We start from the raw sequence: 17,265 nt of genomic DNA on the forward strand, positions 1-17,265 counted from the left end.
CGTGGCCGATACCGACCACCGCTTACCGGATCGGCCAGGGGCAGACCTCCGACCGGCGGATCCTGGGCGAGGGCGCCGACTCGGTATCGACGTGGGTACCGTTCGCATCGGGGTGGCCGTGAGCGATCCTGACGGGATTCTCGCGACCCCGGTCGAGACGGTGGAGCGGGACAAGAGAAGCAGGACGAGCAAACACCTGCGTCGACTCGCGCAGTTGGCCAACGAGTTGGAGGCGGTAGAGGTGGTGGTGGGACTACCGCGCACCCTTGCCGACCGCGCCGGCTCCTCGGCGAGGGACGCCATCGAGTTGGCCGACGAGCTTGCCCGGCGCATCGCGCCGACCCCGGTGCGGTTGTCCGACGAACGACTGACAACCGTTGCGGCGCAACGCTCTCTGCGTGATGCGGGCATCCGGGTCAGGGGGCAGCGGGCGATGATCGACCAGGCTGCGGCGGTAGGAATCTTGCAGAATTGGCTGGACCAACGGCGCGCTGCATCGCGCACGCAAAGAGCGAGTGAACTCGGTGCCGCGCACGGAGAGGCCGGGGATGACTGACAACCACTGGGGTCGTGACCGGGCCGAACCCGTGGCGGTGGGACCGCCACGGCGCCGAGTGTCGCGCTCAGACCGGATCCGACAAGCCCGCAGTAAGCGCAAGCGGCGGTTCGCCACCGGGTTCGCGCTTGCGCTGCTGATCGTGGTCGTCGTCGGCGCGGTGTTCTTGGGATCGAAGATGTGGCATTCGCTGTTCGGCGGCGGCAACGACTACACCGGCGACGGCGTCAACGATGTGGTCATCCAGATTCGTGACGGCGACTCCACCACCGCGATCGGCAAGACCCTGGAAAGCCACAAGGTGGTGGCGACGGTCAAGGCGTTCGTGGCCGCGGCGCAGGGCAACTCGGCGATCTCGGCCATCCAACCTGGTTTCTACAAGGTGCGCACCGAGATACCGGCATCCAACGCTGTTGCCCGACTCTCCGATCCGCAAAACCGCGTCGGCAAGCTCGTGATACCCGAAGGACGCCAGCTCGACGACGTACAGGACGTGAAGACCAACGCGGTCACCGACGGCATCTTCAGCCTCATTTCGCGGGCGACGTGTGTGAACCTCGACGGCGACCGGCATTGCGTCGCGACGGATGACCTGAAGAAGGCGGCCGGAAACGTTGCGCCGTCGTCGCTTTCGGTGCCTGAGTGGGCGATCAACGCGGTCACCGGGATGGGCAACGACCACCGGCGGCTGGAGGGGCTGATCGCGCCCGGCACCTGGAACATCGATCCGTCGGGGTCGGCGCAGGACATCCTGGCCACGCTGATCGGAGCCAGCGCGACGCAGTATGCGCAGGGCGGCCTGCTCGACACGGCGAAGGCGATGAACATGTCGCCGTATCAGATCCTCACGGTCGGCTCGTTGGTGCAGCGCGAATCCAAGCCGGACGACTTCGTGAAGGTGGCGAGGGTGATCTACAACCGGTTGCAGGAAAACCGGACGCTCGAATTCGACTCGTCGGTGAACTACCCGTTGGACCGCATCGAGGTCGCCACCACCGACGCAGACCGCGCACAGCACACCGACTGGAATACCTATGTGCGGCCCGGCCTTCCCGCCACTCCGATCTGCTCACCGGGCCAGCCGGCACTGGCGGCGGCGGAGCAACCCGCACCGGGGGACTGGCTGTACTTCGTCACCGTCGACATGCAGGGCACGACTCTGTTCACCCGCGATTACGAGCAGCATCTCGCGAACATCGAACTGGCCAGACGCAACGGTGTCCTCGACTCCGCTCGATAGCCCGCGCAAAGCCGCGGTCCTCGGGTCGCCGATTGCTCACTCCCGGTCGCCACAACTCCACCGAGCCGCCTACCGCGCGTTGGGACTCGACGGCTGGACTTATGACCGCATCGAGTGCACTGCCGACCAATTGCCCGGTCTGGTGGCTGGTTTCGGACCGGAATGGGTGGGTGTCTCCGTGACGATGCCCGGGAAGTTCGCGGCATTGCGGTTCGCCGACGAACGGACTGCGCGAGCGGAACTCGTGGGCTCGGCCAACACGCTGGTGCGGACGGCCTCGGGGTGGCGAGCCGACAACACTGATGTCGACGGGGTGAAGGGGGCCCTCGGGCCGGTGAGCGGCAGGGCCGCGGTGTTGGGCTCGGGCGGCACGGCACCCGCTGTGGTTGTGGCCCTTTACGAGCTTGGTGTGCGGGACATTTCGGTGGTGGCGCGCAGCAGGGACAAGGCCGTCCCGCTGGTGGAGCTCGGCTCGAAGTTCGGCGTCGACATTCGCTGGGTGGCGCTCGGGCACAGCGTGTCCGCGGACGTCGTCGTCAGCACCATCCCTGCCGACGTGGGCGCCGAATATGCGGACACCGTCATTACACCACTGCTGCTCGACGCCATTTACGACCCGTGGCCGACCCCGTTGGCGGCGGCGGTCCAGTCCACCGGAGGCCGGGTCGTCGGCGGACTGCAGATGCTGCTGCATCAGGCGTTCGCGCAGGTCGAACAGTTCACCGGCCTGCCCGCGCCCGTCGAAGCGATGAGGGTGGCGCTGGGCGACTAGCCGGCGATCAAGCGAGTTTCGCTGTGCGCCAATCGATCCCGCGCCGTATGGACTGCTGCGATACTGGCGACGGTGACAAGCACGATCGCCACGTAGCCGGTGACCGCCAGGTGCTGCCCCAGGACCAGCCAGCCCGCGATCGCCGCCACGACCGGCGACAGACAGGTCAGGATCGCGAACGTCTCGGCGGGCAGGCGGCGCAGCGAGACCAGCTCGAGCGAGTAGGGGATCACCGAGGACATCAGCCCGACGATCGCCCCTAGTCCCAACACCTGCCAGTGCAGCGCGTCATCGACGTCAACCGCCACCGCGGCGAACGGCAACGTGACCACGGCGCCGATCGCAGTGGCCAGGGCGAGCCCGTCAAGCTTCGGAAAGTCCGAACCTGCGCGGGCCGACGCCAGGATGTAGCCAGCCCAGCTCGCGCCTGCGGCCGCCGCGAACCCGAGTCCCACGGGGTCGAGGCGACCGATCCGGACGCCGGTCAGACTCAGCAGCGCGACGCCGAGCAGCGCCAGCAGGGCCCACAACCAGGCGGTGGCGCGCCGGCTGACGATTACTGAAAGCGCCAACGGTCCAAGGGCTTCCACGGTCACCGCGATCCCGAGCGGGATGCGGGTCAGTGCGTTGTAGAAGCACACGTTCATCACCGTCAACGTGGCGGCGAGCGCGGCCGCGGACAGCCAGGCCCGGCCGGCGAGGCCGCGCAGTCGTGGCCGGACCGCAACGCACAGCACGAGGCCCGCGACGAAGAACCGGACGAATACGGCCCCGATGGCGCCGAGTGCCGTGAACAACCCCACCGCGAACGCGGCGCCGACCTCCTGGCTGATCGCCGCCACCACGACCAGCAGAGCCGGGCCAATTGGTGACGCTCGATGCACCGAACCGACGTTAGCCTCGATGCATGGGGGCGGGGATAACCGGTATCGGCGTGGTGGTGTGGCTGACGGCGCTCAGCGTTTATGACGTGCGCACTCGGCGGCTTCCCAACTGGCTGACGCTGCCCGGTGCGGTGGTGGTCCTCGCGGCGGCGGCGGTGCATGGCCGCGGTATCCCTGCAACGCTCGGTGCGGTCGCCTTGTTCGCGTTGTACGCCGTCGTGCACATCGTCGCACCTACAGCGATGGGAGCCGGAGACGCGAAGCTGGCGATTGGTATCGGCGGATTGACAGCAACTTTCGGTCGTGATGTCTGGCTACTAGCGGCTCTGGGCGCACCCTTGTTGACCGCTGGGTGGGCCGTCATCATGCTGCTGCGCCATTCCACAAAACCCATGCCGCACGGGCCGTCGATGTGTATAGCCGCGGTTTGTGCCGCGGCGCCGGCGGTGTTCTGAGCTACGCCTGCGACGACGGCTGCGCCGACTCGCCGACCTCGCGATGCGGTTGGTCCGCGCCTGCACGGGCGTGACCGAAGCTCGACAACCCGGTCGGACCGGGGGCCGGCACAGGGTCGTGCAGTTGGGCGTGAATCCGAATAATCGAGGTCCGCGAAATCGCGTTGCTGACAACGGCGTTGGCCGCGCTGGGCCCGAGATGTGGCTCGCGCATCCGCGAATGCCTGACCGTATCCCTGCCGCTGGGTCTGCTCGGGTGAGGCTGGCGTGCTTAGTTGGCAACGTTATGACTCCTGACGTTCGAAAGTGTTACCGTCTTAACGTGTTAGCGGTGCTCGTAGCTCGGCTATGCGTGGGTTGAACTCCGCGGAAAGAAATTCCTGCCGGTCCGCCACCACGATGGTGGCCGGGTGGGCGGTCTCGACGACGAGTTTTGACAGTCTTTCGGTTCCGAGCGTGGGGGCGTTGAGCCCGAGCCACAACCCCGTCATCGATCCATAGCCATCGACTTCGACGCTGACGTTCTCGTCACGACTGGTGACACGAGCCGCCATGGACCGGCAGTGCTCGTCCATGGCGGCGATCAGGTCACGCTGTTTGACGATACGGGCTATCAGCGAGTCGGCGAGTCCCATCACACGGGTCTCCTCCAGCTGGCAGCCCTCTCGAGTTCCGCGGTCGACCGTAGATCCGTATGCGTGGCTTAACGACGGTGCCCTGCCCCATACTTCTCTTGAGCGATTCTCTTTAGCACGCGCCAACCGTCGGGAAACGTCCTCAGATGGCCCTTTCCCGCCACGCGCGCATGCTCGAAGCACGGAACCTCGCAGATGGCCAATCCACGGTCCGCCGCGCGCAGTACGATTTGGGCCTCAATGTCGAAGCCCGATGCGTCTAGCTCGAGGCGGCGTAGGGCGCTGGCACGGAAGCCGATGTAGCCGTGACAGAAGTCGGTCCACCGAACGCCATAGAGTAAGCCGCAAAGGCGAAGAAAGCCTGTGTTTCCCAACTTGCGCATCAAGGTCATGTCCGACGTACCGCCACCTGTTAGGAAGCGGGAGCCCTTGGCAACCTCGGCACCGCTCAGCAGTGCGGCAACAAAGCGAATGATCTCCTCCGGCGCCTCGCTGCCATCGGCGTCGATCTGTACGATGAGCGATCCATCTGCATGATCGAACCCAGTCCGAAGCGCGTTGCCTTTGCCGCGTGGCCGCCAATTCGCGACTACTTGGATGCCCGGCATCAGCTGGCGGGCAACGTGAGGAGTCCCGTCCGTTGATCCGTCGTCGACGAGGATGACCTGGTGCACCCAATTCGGGATGCGCGGTAGAACATGCTTGAGGTTGGCAGATTCATTCAGGGCCGGGATGACGACGCTTACAGTCTCGCCCAGTAACCAGTCAGTGGCGCTCCCGCTCGATCTTGCGGCTGGGTAGCGAGCCCTGGTACGGCTCATGACCGCGTCTGCATTCCGGCCGTAGTGTAGGAGTCAGCTGTTCGCGGACTGGTGATACTCGCAATGACCGCTGGCGCAACGATCTTTTGGTAGTACCAGACACCGTCGACAGACCCTTCAAACGACGCCTCGCCGCCGCTCCCCGCGACCCGACGGTGCCCGGCTCCAAGCCCTACGCAGTACAGACCGTCGACGGGCTGTCCAGTGCTCTGGATGAACTTCCCAAAGCGATCGATGCGCGGGTGCGGCTTGCGGTCGCGTTGGTCTCCGTCGAGTTCGAACAGGCCCGGGAGCAGATCGATGGCAGCTTTGACGTACCCAGTAGCTGCGACCGCCAGATCCACACCGCGGCAATATCGAGCGGTGGTCTCGAAATTATGCGCGCACACCAACTCCACACGCCGCTCTTGACCATCGCGTGCCCGCTGCCATAGGCGGGCGGATTCGCCGCGGAGTCCGGCGAAGCGGTGCACCCGCTTGCTGATCAGACATACGTCGTGCTCGCTAACAGCGGCACCATCAGCGACGGCGGTGGCAACGTCGGAATATGTCATCCGTACCGGCGCGCGGTGTACTAATCGGACCGCGCCCTCATGAAGTCGATGATCGGGATCGTTGGCGAGCAAGTCGGTGGCGGTGGCAAAAGCGCTGTGCGCGCCGCCGACAATCGTGACACGTCCAAAGTCCTTTGGCAGCGATTGTCGGCGGAGCAGTGCATCGCTGTGGATCAGCGTGGATGCGCTGTCTACGAGAGCTTCCAGCCGCGGCGGAGTCCATGGGCGGCCACCGACTGCAAGAACTACATGGCGCGCGTGCAACTCAAGCGATTTGTCTGCACTCTCCACTCGTGTCAAGAACCCACCCTTCGCTGGCCAAACTCGCGAAACTGAGCCGGAAATGACGACGCAGTTGTCCGCCGTTAGCAGGCGATCGACAAGCTGTCCGGCACCGAGCGCGAGGACTTCTGCTGCTGTAGGGCGTGGCACTGGATCGCTTGTCGAGCAAGCCTTGAGCAGGTTCTGAGCGGTCACGCGACCGGCTGGCGACAAAGCGGTTCCATCGACATCGGCCACCTCGAGAAACACACTGCCGGCAGTGTCGGAGGTGACGAAGTAGTCGGCAAGTCTGCCGGCACCAAGTCTATGCAGAGGCGCATCGGCAATAAGGCATATGGGTCTCAAGACGGAACCGGGATGTAGCGATGCTTCGTGCAAGACGCTGAGCGCAGCAGGCCCTGCTCCCACAATGAGCGTGCCTATCGCGGTAGAACCGGGGCCCGGGGTCATGAGGGATGTGACGTCAGACCAGTTCATCCCACTTCAGCTCCCGTCCGCTAAGTGCATCGAGTGCTTGATGAGCAGACATCGTCGCCCATGCATTTAGGTGAGCAGGCGGAGTTGTTGGCTGATACGCGATGGCGCACCCCTCGCTGACCTGAACCGCCGACCGGCCCAACCACAAGACCGCCTGTCCTACGTTCGCACCACGAATGCCCATGAGTGCGGCAGCGCGCACGGCTTGGGCGGTGACGTCGCCTTGCTCAGGTGCGATGCTTTCTTTGTCGCTGCGGCGCTCCGCCACCCACCGTGGAAACCCTCCGCTCTGTGTCTGTTGTGACCAGGCCCATGCCATCGCGCTTCTGGCGCAGGCGTCCGCCACACTGTCGCCCGTGCCCCTTGCATAGATCCACAAGCCCTCTACCGCGTACAGATGCGGGTGAACCATGGTGGTGGAGGCATCGGGATCCGTTCGGAAGCGGCCGTCTGCCTGGAGGTCAGCGACTCCGCGCGTCACGATTGCGTCTGCGGCATCACGGGACCCAGCCACGCCACCCCTGTCGGCGAGCAGAAGGCATTGCGTTGCCTTAAGAAGGTGTGCGTGCCCGCGCGTCGACCACGCGGATCGCCCAGTATTCCGCGAGCTTCGCGTGAGCGGCTCAAGCCAACCGTGTGCGGCTACCTCGCCCGCAAGTCGGCCTGCGACGACCCGGCCAGTGGCAACGAGTTCGTCATCGCTGATGACAGCTCCGAATCGCTGCAGCCCAGTCGAGATCATTGCGAGATCGAAGGAATACTCGAGCCCCACCCCATACCGCTCATGGGGTGCCGTGCGGCCATATGCCAGTCGTTCGAGCAGCCAGCGAGCGGCTCGACAACCGAGAGCGTGCTCCTCATCAGTGAGATCGTCGAGGCCGGCGAGAAAAGTCAATGCATAGCCAGTAATCTCGGGATACTCGAAAGACGGGCGACCCGTCTTCCTATCGATCCACCCCACAAACGCCCCGTCCGAGTTCGCCGCGGAGCACGTCAGCCAGGACCGTAAACGGCGTTTGAGCTCATTAAGGCCAGGCGGCGACGTAAGCGTCGGAACGGACACGATCATCAGCGCCTAACGTTCTGCCGAGGCCAGACCTCCGACATGTCGAAGAACTGTGTCCTTGGGTCGGGCTCCTGAGAATCCAACTGTGGAACGACCGGTTCGAATTTCGGAATATGAAGTTGCCCGCGGAACTCCGGCTCAGACGGACGGCCGCCGAGAAATCGCTGCCTCAAAAGTTCGACAATCCGACGGGCCGCCCGTCCGTCACCGTACAAATTCGGCGCCCGACACCCAGCGTGGTATTCGCCACGATTGGCCAGGAGTTCGCTCGCCGCTGCGACGACCGTGCCTGGGTCGGTCCCTACGAGGCGCGCCAAGCCGGAATGTATTCCCTCTATCCGTTCAGTCGTCTGCCGTAACACGAGCACGGGTCGTTCGAACAAGGAGGCTTCCTCCTGGAGGCCCCCTGAATCTGTCAGCACAAGATGGCTGTGGCGCAGCGTCCACAGAAGTTGGGGGTATGAAAGTGCTGGCGTGACCGTGATTCCGTTATGACCTCCGAGCAGCCTGTGGAACAGTTCGCTTACGACCGGGTTTGGGTGTGTGGGTACGACGAAGTGGACGTCGTTGTGGAGATGTCGCAGTCGAAGCACGGCGCGACAGATATCCTCCATTCCCTTCAGTTGGTTCTCGCGTCGGTGTGCTGTCACAAGGACGATTCGCTTCTCGCCAATCGGCACGCCCTCGACGACGGGATCGGGCTGCCCACAGAGCATCCGGGTTATCTCCAGTGTCGCGTCGACAATGGTATTGCCGGTGATATGTACAGTGTTTCCGGCCACGCCTTCTCGAAGGAGATTCGCCGCCGCCGTCTGCGTTGGCGCGAAATGCAGCGCGGCGATCGCGCCGATGACCCGCCGGTTCACCTCCTCTGGAAACGGGTTGGCGCTGTCCCACGTGCGCAGCCCGGCCTCGACGTGCGCTACAGGAATGAGTTGGTAGAAGGCGGCAAGCGCAGCGGCCATCGCTGTGGTCGTGTCTCCCTGGACAAGGACAACATCGGGCGGGTCCTGCTCAAGAATCCGGCCGATGCCGTCGAGGACGGCAATTGTGACGTCGGAAAGAGCTTGCGCGTGGCGCATAACGTCGAGGTCGTAGTCGGGCACGATTCGCCACAGATCGAGCACCTCATCCACCAGACTCCGGTGCTGCGCCGTGACGCAGATCTTCGACTCAAAGGTCGGACAGGCCGAGAGAACCGTGACGATCGGCGCCATCTTGATCGCCTCGGGCCGCGTTCCAACAACGGTAAGGGTCTTGATCACGGCACCCTGGCATCGGTGTGAGATACCTGCCGCGAGGCGACACTCCGTCGATAACAGTCAGGATGGTTTGCAGCGGTCCCGCCCCTCAGCATGTTCGACTTCTAGGATGTGAAGTGTGTCCGAGACACATGGCGGATTGCGCTAGGTCTGGAGTCTTCCCACTATTAAGAGGGTCAGTCTCCGCATTACCCGCCATCAGAGCCCCCAATGGCTGTTCAGTCCTGCGTGGAGGATTATACTAGTTTGCTGATGTGGTCAATAGTGTTTGTGATCCCTTTGCTATCGCACTGCCACGCAAATCCCCACGTATGCCGGGTTCATATGTGATGTCGATCGCACTACCGGCTGAGTCGCCCGGTAGTCGCGTAGCGGTCTATCGCGACTCGCTTGTCTGGGAACTACGGCCCGCTAGACCTCGAAGTCACTGGCATCGCAGCGCGCCACTTATGGACTATCGGGACGGCAGTTCGGGCTTCTACCTCGATCTGCATCTTTGATCGGTACCGGCAGCACCGGCCGATGATAGTTGCCATGAAACCATGTCCGGGGGATTAGGCGGTAGCTAAACCCAACATGCGTGGGGCGTTCGGATGCGGCGTCGCTCTTCGAGGCTCCTTCGTCCTCGTGGAGCAGTCATCCACGCGGCAAACTGTGCCTGTGACGGTAGCGGCGCATGATTTGTGACCGCTGTGGTTTGTCACCAGACAAGGTTGGCTAGGTGCTCGGATCGGCTCGTCCCCTACTTCACCAGCTGGGAATACGGCCCATCCACAATTGCCGGCCTGGGCACGCGTAGCGGCTCTGTTTGTTTCTCAGAGCGCCTGGAAGGCCAACCAAAGTTCTCGTCAACAACTCGACTCGTTCTTCGATCGTCGACGTGTCCGCAGACGGACTGATGACGTGCAAAGACGTATCAGTCGACTCGATGCAACTGCAAGCCGCGTTGGGCGCGATGACGGCATGACCACGGGGACACCGGAGGGCCCGCTGCCCCGCGTCGCCGCGCTGCCCATGGTGCACTTGTTCGACGTGCACGTCGATTGCGACCGACTCAACCGATTTCCCCACGTCTTGGTGGCCGGACGATTCGTGGCCACCAGCGGTGTCATCGAAGGGCCCAAGCTACGCGATGAGCTGCTGCCCAGTGGCGGCGCCCAATTGATTGTCGCCGCCGAGGCGGGCAGAATCGCGCCGCGCAAGCCCGGCCCACTGGCCCACTTCCTGTATGGGGCGCTCTGCGAAACCGCGATGATCGTCGCCCGCGCAGAGGATCAGAACGCCGCACATCGGGAAGCGGTGGCCGAGATCGGCCGGGTTCTGAAGGGCCTGGCGATCGGCTGATTCGGGGCTTGCGCTCCGACGTGCGAAAATGGGTCGCGTGTTGCGATGGACTACAGCTGGTGAATCCCACGGTCGCGCGCTGGTGGCCGTGGTCGAGGGCATGGTCGCCGGCGTCCGCGTCACCAGCGACGAGATAGCTGCCCAACTGGCGCGCCGCCGCCTCGGCTACGGCCGCGGCGCGCGGATGAAGTTCGAGCAGGACCAGGTCACCATGCTTGCCGGTGTCCGGCACGGTGTGACGCTCGGCGGTCCGATCGCCATCGAGATCGGCAACACGGAGTGGCCCAAGTGGGAGACGGTGATGGCACCCGACCCCGTCGACGCGGCCGAACTCGACGTCGCGCGCAACGCGCCGCTGACCCGTCCGCGACCGGGCCACGCCGACTACGCAGGCATGCTCAAGTACGGCTTCGACGATGCCCGCCCGGTGCTCGAACGGGCCAGTGCCCGCGAAACCGCCGCCCGCGTCGCCGCGGGCACCATCGCGAAGGCGTTCCTGCGCGAGGTGCTCGGCGTCGAGGTGGTGTCGCACGTCGTTTCCATCGGGGCATCCAAGCCCTACGACGGGCCGCCGCCGCTGGCGTCGGACCTGGCCGCCATCGACGCCAGCCCGGTCCGGGCGTTCGACGAAGAGACCGAAAAGCTGATGATCGCCGAGATCGAGGCCGCCAAGAAAGACGGCGACACGCTCGGCGGCGTGGTGGAGGTGGTCGCACACGGGCTCCCGGTCGGCCTCGGCTCCTTCACCAGTGGCGACAACCGCCTGGACAGTCAGTTGGCCGCGGCCGTGATGGGCATCCAGGCGATCAAGGGCGTCGAAATCGGTGACGGTTTCGAGACCGCGCGGCGTCGCGGCAGCGTCGCCCACGATGAGATCCACCCCGGGCCCGACGGCGTGATGCGGTCGACGAACCGGGCCGGTGGGCTTGAGGGCGGCATGACCAACGGACAACCGGTGCGCGTGCGCGCCGCGATGAAGCCGATCTCCACCGTGCCGCGCGCGCTGGCCACCGTCGACATGGCCACCGGCGAGGAAGCCGTCGCGATTCATCAGCGTTCCGATGTGTGCGCGGTGCCCGCCGCCGGCGTCGTCGTCGAAACCATGGTCGCCCTGGTGCTGGCGCGGGCAACGCTTGAGAAGTTCGGCGGTGACTCGCTCGCCGAGACGCGGGCCAACATCGACAGCTACCTGCGCGCGGTGCGAACGCGGGAGCCGGCCACCGAACCCGCGCAGGCGTCGGGCTGATGGCGCCGCGCGCAGTGCTGGTCGGGTTGCCCGGATCGGGCAAGTCGACGATCGGGCGGCGACTGGCCAAGGCGCTCGGGGTGTCGATGCTCGACACCGACGCCGCGATCGTGGAGGCCACCGATCGCACCATCGCCGACATCTTCGCCACCGACGGTGAGAAGGAGTTCCGGCGGATCGAAGAAGACGTGATCAGGTCGGCGCTGCAAACTCATGACGGGGTGCTGTCGTTGGGCGGTGGCGCCGTCACCACCGCCGGGGTGCGTGATGCGCTGGCCGGACACACCGTGATTTATCTGGAGATCAGCGCGGCCGAGGGAGTGCGCCGCACTGGAGGCAGCACCGTGCGGCCGTTGCTCGCGGGCCCGGATCGCGCCGAGAAGTTCAAATCCCTGATGGCAGAACGGGTTCCGCTGTACCGGCAGGTGGCCACCATGCGGGTAAACACGAACCGACGCAATCCGGGCGCGGTGGTGCGGCACATTGTGGATCGACTCGAGAATCCCGCCGCGCCGCGCCAGCAGCGCCGCCGCAGGCGAAGGCCGTCGTGGCGGCGTGGGCCGTCGTCGCTGGCTGCCAAACCGAGCACTGAGGCCCCTCCGACGCCTGCGGCGGTCGCCGCCCGAAGCCCGGGGGGAGCCCCCGGCCGAAGGACAGGGGGAGGACACCGTGACTGAACCGGTGACCGTCGACGTCCTTGTCGAACCGCCGTATCCCGTCATCATCGGAACCGGCCTGCTCGGTGAACTCCAGCGGGTGCTCGCGGGCAGGCACAAGGTGGCGATCCTGCACCAGCCGGTGTTGGCGCAGACCGCGGAGGCAATTCGAAGCACCCTGTCGGACAGCGGCATCGACGCGCACCGGATTGAGATCCCCGATGCCGAGGGCGGAAAGGAGCTGCCGGTCGTCGGGTTCATCTGGGAGGTGCTGGGGCGCATCGGGATCGGCCGCAAGGACGCACTCGTCAGCCTCGGCGGGGGAGCGGCCACCGACGTCGCAGGGTTCGCCGCCGCCACCTGGCTGCGTGGCGTCGACATCGTGCACGTCCCGACCACGCTTTTGGGCATGGTCGACGCCGCGGTCGGCGGTAAGACCGGTATCAACACCGATGCGGGCAAGAACCTTGTCGGTTCCTTCCATCAGCCGGCCGCGGTGCTCATCGATCTGGCCACGCTGGAGACGTTGCCGCGCAACGAGATCGTCGCGGGAATGGCCGAAATAGTGAAGGCCGGTTTCATCGCCGATCCGGTGATCCTCGATCTCATCGAGGCCGACCCGCAAGCGGCGCTCGATCCGTCCGGCACGGTGTTGCCGGAATTGATCCGGCGCGCGGTCGCGGTGAAGGCCGAGGTCGTCGCGGCCGACGAAAAGGAATCGCAACTGCGCGAGATCCTCAACTACGGCCACACCCTTGCGCACGCGATCGAGCGACGTGAGCGCTACCAGTGGCGGCACGGCGCCGCGGTATCGGTGGGCCTGGTGTTCGCCGCCGAATTGGGCAGGCTGGCGGGCCGTCTCGACGACGACACCGCCAACCGGCACCGGTCGATCCTCGCCTCGCTGGGCCTACCCGTCAGCTACGACGCCGACGCCCTGCCACAGTTGCTCGAATACATGGCGGGCGACAAGAAGACGCGGGCAGGGGTAGTGCGATTCGTGGTCCTCGACGGGCTTGCCAAGCCAGGACGCCTCGAGGGACCGGATCCGTCGTTGGTGGCGGCGGCCTACGCCGAGGTGACGTCATGAAGTTTCAGACCGTTCTGGTGCTCAACGGCCCCAATCTCGGCAGGCTCGGCCGTCGCGAACCCGAGGTCTACGGCAGCACCACGCACGATGAGTTGGTGGCGCTGATCGAGCGTGAGGCCGAGGGGTTGGGACTCAAAGCCGTTGTGCGGCAAAGCGACAGCGAAGCCGATCTGTTGAACTGGATCCATGCCGCGGCGGATGCGGGCGACCCCGTGGTGCTGAACGCGGGGGCGTTGACGCACACCTCGGTGGCGCTGCGCGACGCGTGCGCGGAACTGGGTGCGCCGCTGGTCGAGGTGCACATCTCCAACGTGCACACCCGCGAGGAGTTCCGGCACCATTCGTATCTCAGCGCGGTGGCCACCGGCGTGATCGTCGGCCTCGGGGTGCAGGGCTACGTGCTGGCGCTGCGATACCTGGCGAGCCTCGACTAGGACTGTTCCTCGCGGCGCACTCCGGTGGGTGCGGTCTCGTCGGTGCCTCCGTCGTGGCGCACCGCGGCGAAGACGTCGGTGTCGGCCCTGTCGTCATCGGTGGCCGAGGTTCCATGGCGCGACACCTCGGGTGCCTTGCGGTCCACCAGCCAGCGGCCAAGCGCGACGCCAGCGATCGCGAACAGGAAGACCACCAGCGCGGTGAAGGCTGCGAACGTGGTGAGCTCGTTGAGCAGCGCCTCGACGTAGAGGCTCTTGTAGAACAGCGAGATGAACCAGGCCACCGCGCCGCTGACCACACCCGCGAACAGACCGGCCAGCAGCCACGTCATCGCCAGATCGCCGCGGCGGTCGGGGTCGGGGTTGGCCTTGGCGTCGGCGCGGCCGTCGGAGAGTCCCCAGATGAACACCGCGACGGCGTAGAGCACCACCAGCACGATGCTGATCAATGCCGCCTTGGTCTCCCACGTGTTGATCATCGCTCCCTGCAGCAATCGCACGATGACCATCAGGGCCGCGAATACCAGTCCGCGCAATAACCACTTACTCATGCCTCGACTCCTCCTCGTCCCCTGCCCTGCGGGCGTGGGCCCACCGGTCCTCGGCCGTTGTCGCCTTCGGAGCTCATGGGCACCTTAGCGAGTAGGTTCTCCAACTGTGACTATTTCACAGCGCCGGGACCGTCTGCGGCAACGGCTTGCCGACGCCGAACTGGATGCGATGCTGGTCTCCGACCTGGTCAACGTGCGGTACCTGTCCGGCTTCACAGGTTCGAATGCTGCGCTGCTCATCCGTGTCGACAGCGAAACGCCGGTGCTCGCCACTGACGGCCGTTATCGGACGCAGGCCGCGCAGCAGGCCCCCGACGCGGAGGTCGTGATCGAGCGGGCCTGCGGGCCGCATCTGGCCGCGCGCGCCGCCAAGGACGGGGCCGGTCGGGTCGGCTTCGAAAGCCATGTGGTGACCGTCGACGGGTTCGCGACGCTACGCAAGGCCGCGGGCGACCACGTCGAGTTGGTCCGGGCCGCGGGGACCGTCGAGGCGCTGCGCGAGGTCAAGGACGCCGGGGAGATCGCCCTGCTGCGCCTGGCCTGCGAAGCCGCCGACGCCGCACTGACGGATCTGGTCGACCGCGGCGGGCTGTGCGCAGGCCGCACAGAGAAAGAGGCGGGCCGTGAACTGGAGTCGTTGATGCTCGACCACGGCGCCGACGGGGTCTCGTTCGAAACCATCGTGGCGGCGGGCGCGAACTCGGCGATTCCGCACCACCGGCCGACGGACGCGGTGCTCGCCGCGGGCGACTTCGTCAAGATCGACTTCGGCGCGCTTGTCTGCGGCTACCACTCCGATATGACGCGCACCTTTGTGCTGGCGCCGGCTGCACAGTGGCAGCGCGACCTGTATGAACTGGTCGCCGCGGCGCAGGGGGCGGGCCGTGACGCGCTTGCACCCGGCACCACCCTCAGGGATGTGGACGCCGCTTCGCGGCAGGTGATCGCCGACGCGGGATACGCCGACAACTTCAGCCACGGACTCGGCCACGGCGTCGGACTACAGATCCACGAAGCGCCGGGAATCAGCGCGTCAGCCGCCGGTACACTGCTTGCTGGCTCTGCGGTGACCGTGGAACCAGGTGTCTACCTGCCCGACCACGGCGGCGTCCGAATCGAGGACACGCTGATCGTTGGCAGCGACCCCCTCAAGGCCCCAGACTTACTCACCCGGTTCCCGAAAGAACTGGCGATCCTCTAGAGGAGACAACCCAAGTGGCAACGACCGCTGACTTCAAGAACGGCCTCGTCCTGCAGATCGACGGCCAGTTGTGGCAGATCGTCGAGTTCCAGCACGTCAAGCCCGGCAAGGGGCCGGCCTTCGTGCGGACCAAGCTGAAGAACGTGCTGTCCGGCAAGGTCGTCGACAAGACCTACAACGCCGGCGTGAAGGTGGAGACCGCCACGGTCGACCGGCGTGACCACACCTACCTGTACCGCGACGGCGCCGACTTCGTGTTCATGGACTCCCAGGACTACGAGCAGCACCACCTGCCCGAGACGCTGGTCGGCGACGCCGCCAAATACCTGCTGGAGAGCATGCCGGTGCAGATCGCGTTCCACGACGGCGCACCGCTGTACCTGGAACTGCCGGTGACCGTCGAACTCGAGGTCACCCACACCGAGCCCGGTTTGCAGGGTGACCGGTCCAGCGCGGGCACCAAGCCCGCCACCGTCGAGACGGGCGCCGAGATCCAGGTGCCGCTGTTCATCAACACCGGCGACAAGCTGAAGATCGACTCGCGTGACGGCAGCTATCTGGGCCGGGTGAATGCCTGACCGCAAAGGGGACCCCGGCCGTACTGGTCGGCCCGACCGTGGCCGCACTGGTCGGCCGGACCGTGGCCGCCATCAGGCCCGCAAGCGTGCCGTCGACCTGCTGTTCGAGGCCGAGGCGCGAGGGCTGACCCCGGCGGAGGTGGCTGAGGCGCGAAATGCGTTGGCGGACAAGGAACCCGACGTGTCTCCGCTCAACGCGTACACGGTGACGGTGGCACATGGCGTCACCGAGAACGCGGCGCACATCGACGACCTCATCTCGTCGCATCTGCAGGGCTGGACGCTGGACCGGTTGCCCGCCGTCGACAGGGCGATCCTGCGGGTGGCGGTGTGGGAACTGCTGCACGCGGAAGACGTGCCAGAACCGGTCGCCGTCGACGAGGCGGTGGAGTTGGCCAAGCAGTTGTCGACTGACGATTCGCCTGGCTTCGTCAACGGCGTACTCGGCCAAGTGATGCTGGTGACGCCGCAGATCCGTGCGGCGTCGGCAGCGATGCGCGGGGCCGGCGGAGACACAGCGGGCAGCTGATGGGCGTACCGCAGGATTGGGCACCGTACTCCAGTCTCGAGGAGGCAGCCCGCGTGTACCTGCGCGATCCCGAGCTGGCGATGGACCAAATCCGTTCGGTCGTCGACCTTTCCGCGATCAAGTCGTTCATCATGTCGCGGGGGTCCAGCGACGAGTCGTGGGGCGAGGCGCTCTGGCAAGAGATTGTGCTCACCGACGGCCAGCGGCTGATCATGTGGCGGGCCGACGACGAGCTTGCGGGTACAGAGGACCGGGAACGGCGGGTGCTCAATGCGTCCGTGCGGACGATCCTGCTGTCGACGATCACCGATCACGTGCTGACGGCCGAATACGAGGTGCTCGGCGATGACACGCGCCGGCTGTCCGAAGTGCGGCTGCGGATGTACACCCAACTGGTCACCCGGTCGCGGCAGAAGTCCGTCACCGAAACCGACATCTATTGCGAGTCGTTCCGCTACTACAAGTCGGTCGGCAACGGTGGCCTGGCTCAGATGCAGCGTCTCCTACAGTTCGGTCGCGTGCTGTCCCGGTGCATGCAGTAGTCACGGGCTGACTCCTTTCCGCGAGCGTGCGTGTCTGCCCGCCGACACGCCGCGAATCGCGGGCATTTGGCGCACATTCGCGGCGCACCG

19 protein-coding genes and 1 pseudogene are annotated in these 17,265 nt (G+C 65.7%); 13 read left to right on the forward strand and 7 right to left on the reverse strand.

Features of this window, described 5'->3' with window-relative positions; all coding sequences use genetic code 11:
- Position 1 precedes the first annotated feature (1 nt).
- From ruvX to ACGFK1_RS23360, 3 genes are read left to right on the forward strand one after another with little or no spacing between them, the layout of a single operon-like run.
- Positions 2-556, forward strand: a complete 555-nt coding sequence (gene ruvX / locus ACGFK1_RS23350; RefSeq protein WP_393434855.1) for a Holliday junction resolvase RuvX — start codon at positions 2-4, stop codon at positions 554-556.
- Positions 549-1,796 (forward strand): endolytic transglycosylase MltG, encoded by a 1,248-nt coding sequence (mltG, locus tag ACGFK1_RS23355; RefSeq protein WP_393434858.1) that lies wholly within the window; start codon positions 549-551, stop codon positions 1,794-1,796. The genes ruvX and mltG overlap by 8 nt, the downstream gene beginning before the upstream one ends.
- On the forward strand, positions 1,774-2,568 hold the full coding sequence (locus tag ACGFK1_RS23360; RefSeq protein ID WP_393434861.1) for a shikimate dehydrogenase: 795 nt from the start codon (positions 1,774-1,776) through the stop codon (positions 2,566-2,568). The genes mltG and ACGFK1_RS23360 overlap by 23 nt, the downstream gene beginning before the upstream one ends.
- Here the strand turns inward: ACGFK1_RS23360 and ACGFK1_RS23365 are convergent.
- Positions 2,565-3,452: a DMT family transporter gene (locus ACGFK1_RS23365; RefSeq protein WP_393434864.1), complete on the reverse strand. Its 888-nt coding sequence runs from the start codon at positions 3,450-3,452 to the stop codon at positions 2,565-2,567. The two genes, ACGFK1_RS23360 and ACGFK1_RS23365, sit on opposite strands and share 4 nt — an antisense overlap.
- 23 nt (positions 3,453-3,475) lie before the next feature.
- On the opposite strand from ACGFK1_RS23365, the gene ACGFK1_RS23370 reads away from it, so the two are divergent.
- Positions 3,476-3,907: an A24 family peptidase gene (locus ACGFK1_RS23370; protein ID WP_393434867.1), complete on the forward strand. Its 432-nt coding sequence runs from the start codon at positions 3,476-3,478 to the stop codon at positions 3,905-3,907.
- A gap of 1 nt (position 3,908) precedes the next feature.
- On the opposite strand, the gene ACGFK1_RS23375 is transcribed toward ACGFK1_RS23370, so the two are convergent.
- The 5 genes from ACGFK1_RS23375 to wecB form a co-directional block, all read right to left on the reverse strand.
- Positions 3,909-4,121, reverse strand: coding sequence for a hypothetical protein (locus tag ACGFK1_RS23375; RefSeq protein WP_393434870.1), 213 nt, complete (start codon positions 4,119-4,121; stop codon positions 3,909-3,911).
- A gap of 103 nt (positions 4,122-4,224) precedes the next feature.
- The gene (locus tag ACGFK1_RS23380; RefSeq protein WP_393434873.1) at positions 4,225-4,542 is read right to left on the reverse strand and encodes a hypothetical protein; all 318 of its coding nucleotides are present in this window, start codon (positions 4,540-4,542) and stop codon (positions 4,225-4,227) included.
- A gap of 68 nt (positions 4,543-4,610) precedes the next feature.
- Complete coding sequence (locus ACGFK1_RS23385; RefSeq protein WP_393434875.1) at positions 4,611-5,363, reverse strand: glycosyltransferase family 2 protein; 753 nt, start codon at positions 5,361-5,363, stop codon at positions 4,611-4,613.
- A complete protein-coding gene (locus ACGFK1_RS23390; RefSeq protein WP_393434878.1) occupies positions 5,360-6,676 on the reverse strand; it encodes a SidA/IucD/PvdA family monooxygenase in 1,317 nt (438 codons plus the stop codon). Before ACGFK1_RS23390 ends, ACGFK1_RS23385 begins: the two co-directional genes overlap by 4 nt.
- 1,068 nt (positions 6,677-7,744) lie before the next feature.
- On the reverse strand, positions 7,745-9,007 hold the full coding sequence (gene wecB, locus ACGFK1_RS23395; RefSeq protein WP_393434881.1) for a non-hydrolyzing UDP-N-acetylglucosamine 2-epimerase: 1,263 nt from the start codon (positions 9,005-9,007) through the stop codon (positions 7,745-7,747).
- A gap of 960 nt (positions 9,008-9,967) precedes the next feature.
- Here wecB and ACGFK1_RS23400 point away from each other — a divergent pair.
- From ACGFK1_RS23400 to aroQ, 5 genes and pseudogenes are all read left to right on the forward strand, one after another.
- Complete coding sequence (locus tag ACGFK1_RS23400; RefSeq protein WP_393434884.1) at positions 9,968-10,348, forward strand: hypothetical protein; 381 nt, start codon at positions 9,968-9,970, stop codon at positions 10,346-10,348.
- A 37-nt stretch (positions 10,349-10,385) separates the two neighbouring features.
- Positions 10,386-11,594 (forward strand): chorismate synthase, encoded by a 1,209-nt coding sequence (gene aroC / locus ACGFK1_RS23405; protein ID WP_393434887.1) that lies wholly within the window; start codon positions 10,386-10,388, stop codon positions 11,592-11,594.
- A pseudogene (locus tag ACGFK1_RS23410) lies at positions 11,594-12,103 on the forward strand (shikimate kinase); the annotation flags it as partial. The gene aroC and the pseudogene ACGFK1_RS23410, both read left to right, overlap by 1 nt.
- A 160-nt stretch (positions 12,104-12,263) precedes the next feature.
- Positions 12,264-13,340: a 3-dehydroquinate synthase gene (aroB, locus tag ACGFK1_RS23415; RefSeq protein ID WP_393434890.1), complete on the forward strand. Its 1,077-nt coding sequence runs from the start codon at positions 12,264-12,266 to the stop codon at positions 13,338-13,340.
- Positions 13,337-13,774: a type II 3-dehydroquinate dehydratase gene (gene aroQ / locus ACGFK1_RS23420; RefSeq protein WP_393434892.1), complete on the forward strand. Its 438-nt coding sequence runs from the start codon at positions 13,337-13,339 to the stop codon at positions 13,772-13,774. The genes aroB and aroQ overlap by 4 nt, the downstream gene beginning before the upstream one ends.
- On the opposite strand, the gene ACGFK1_RS23425 is transcribed toward aroQ, so the two are convergent.
- The gene (locus ACGFK1_RS23425) at positions 13,771-14,325 is read right to left on the reverse strand and encodes a B-4DMT family transporter (RefSeq protein WP_393434895.1); all 555 of its coding nucleotides are present in this window, start codon (positions 14,323-14,325) and stop codon (positions 13,771-13,773) included. The genes aroQ and ACGFK1_RS23425 overlap by 4 nt on opposite strands.
- Positions 14,326-14,431: 106 nt before the next feature.
- Between ACGFK1_RS23425 and ACGFK1_RS23430 the strand changes: the two genes are divergently transcribed.
- From ACGFK1_RS23430 to ACGFK1_RS23445, 4 genes are read left to right on the forward strand one after another with little or no spacing between them, the layout of a single operon-like run.
- On the forward strand, positions 14,432-15,526 hold the full coding sequence (locus tag ACGFK1_RS23430; protein WP_393434898.1) for a M24 family metallopeptidase: 1,095 nt from the start codon (positions 14,432-14,434) through the stop codon (positions 15,524-15,526).
- 14 nt (positions 15,527-15,540) lie between these two features.
- The gene (gene efp / locus ACGFK1_RS23435; RefSeq protein WP_393434901.1) at positions 15,541-16,104 is read left to right on the forward strand and encodes an elongation factor P; all 564 of its coding nucleotides are present in this window, start codon (positions 15,541-15,543) and stop codon (positions 16,102-16,104) included.
- Complete coding sequence (gene nusB, locus ACGFK1_RS23440; protein ID WP_393434904.1) at positions 16,097-16,633, forward strand: transcription antitermination factor NusB; 537 nt, start codon at positions 16,097-16,099, stop codon at positions 16,631-16,633. The genes efp and nusB overlap by 8 nt, the downstream gene beginning before the upstream one ends.
- Positions 16,633-17,175: a hypothetical protein gene (locus ACGFK1_RS23445; RefSeq protein WP_393434907.1), complete on the forward strand. Its 543-nt coding sequence runs from the start codon at positions 16,633-16,635 to the stop codon at positions 17,173-17,175. The genes nusB and ACGFK1_RS23445 overlap by 1 nt, the downstream gene beginning before the upstream one ends.
- The last annotated feature ends 90 nt before the right edge of the window (positions 17,176-17,265 follow it).

Origin of the sequence: Mycobacterium sp. NPDC048908 (assembly GCF_043197955.1) — a bacterium.
In the GTDB taxonomy this organism is placed as follows: domain Bacteria; phylum Actinomycetota; class Actinomycetes; order Mycobacteriales; family Mycobacteriaceae; genus Mycobacterium.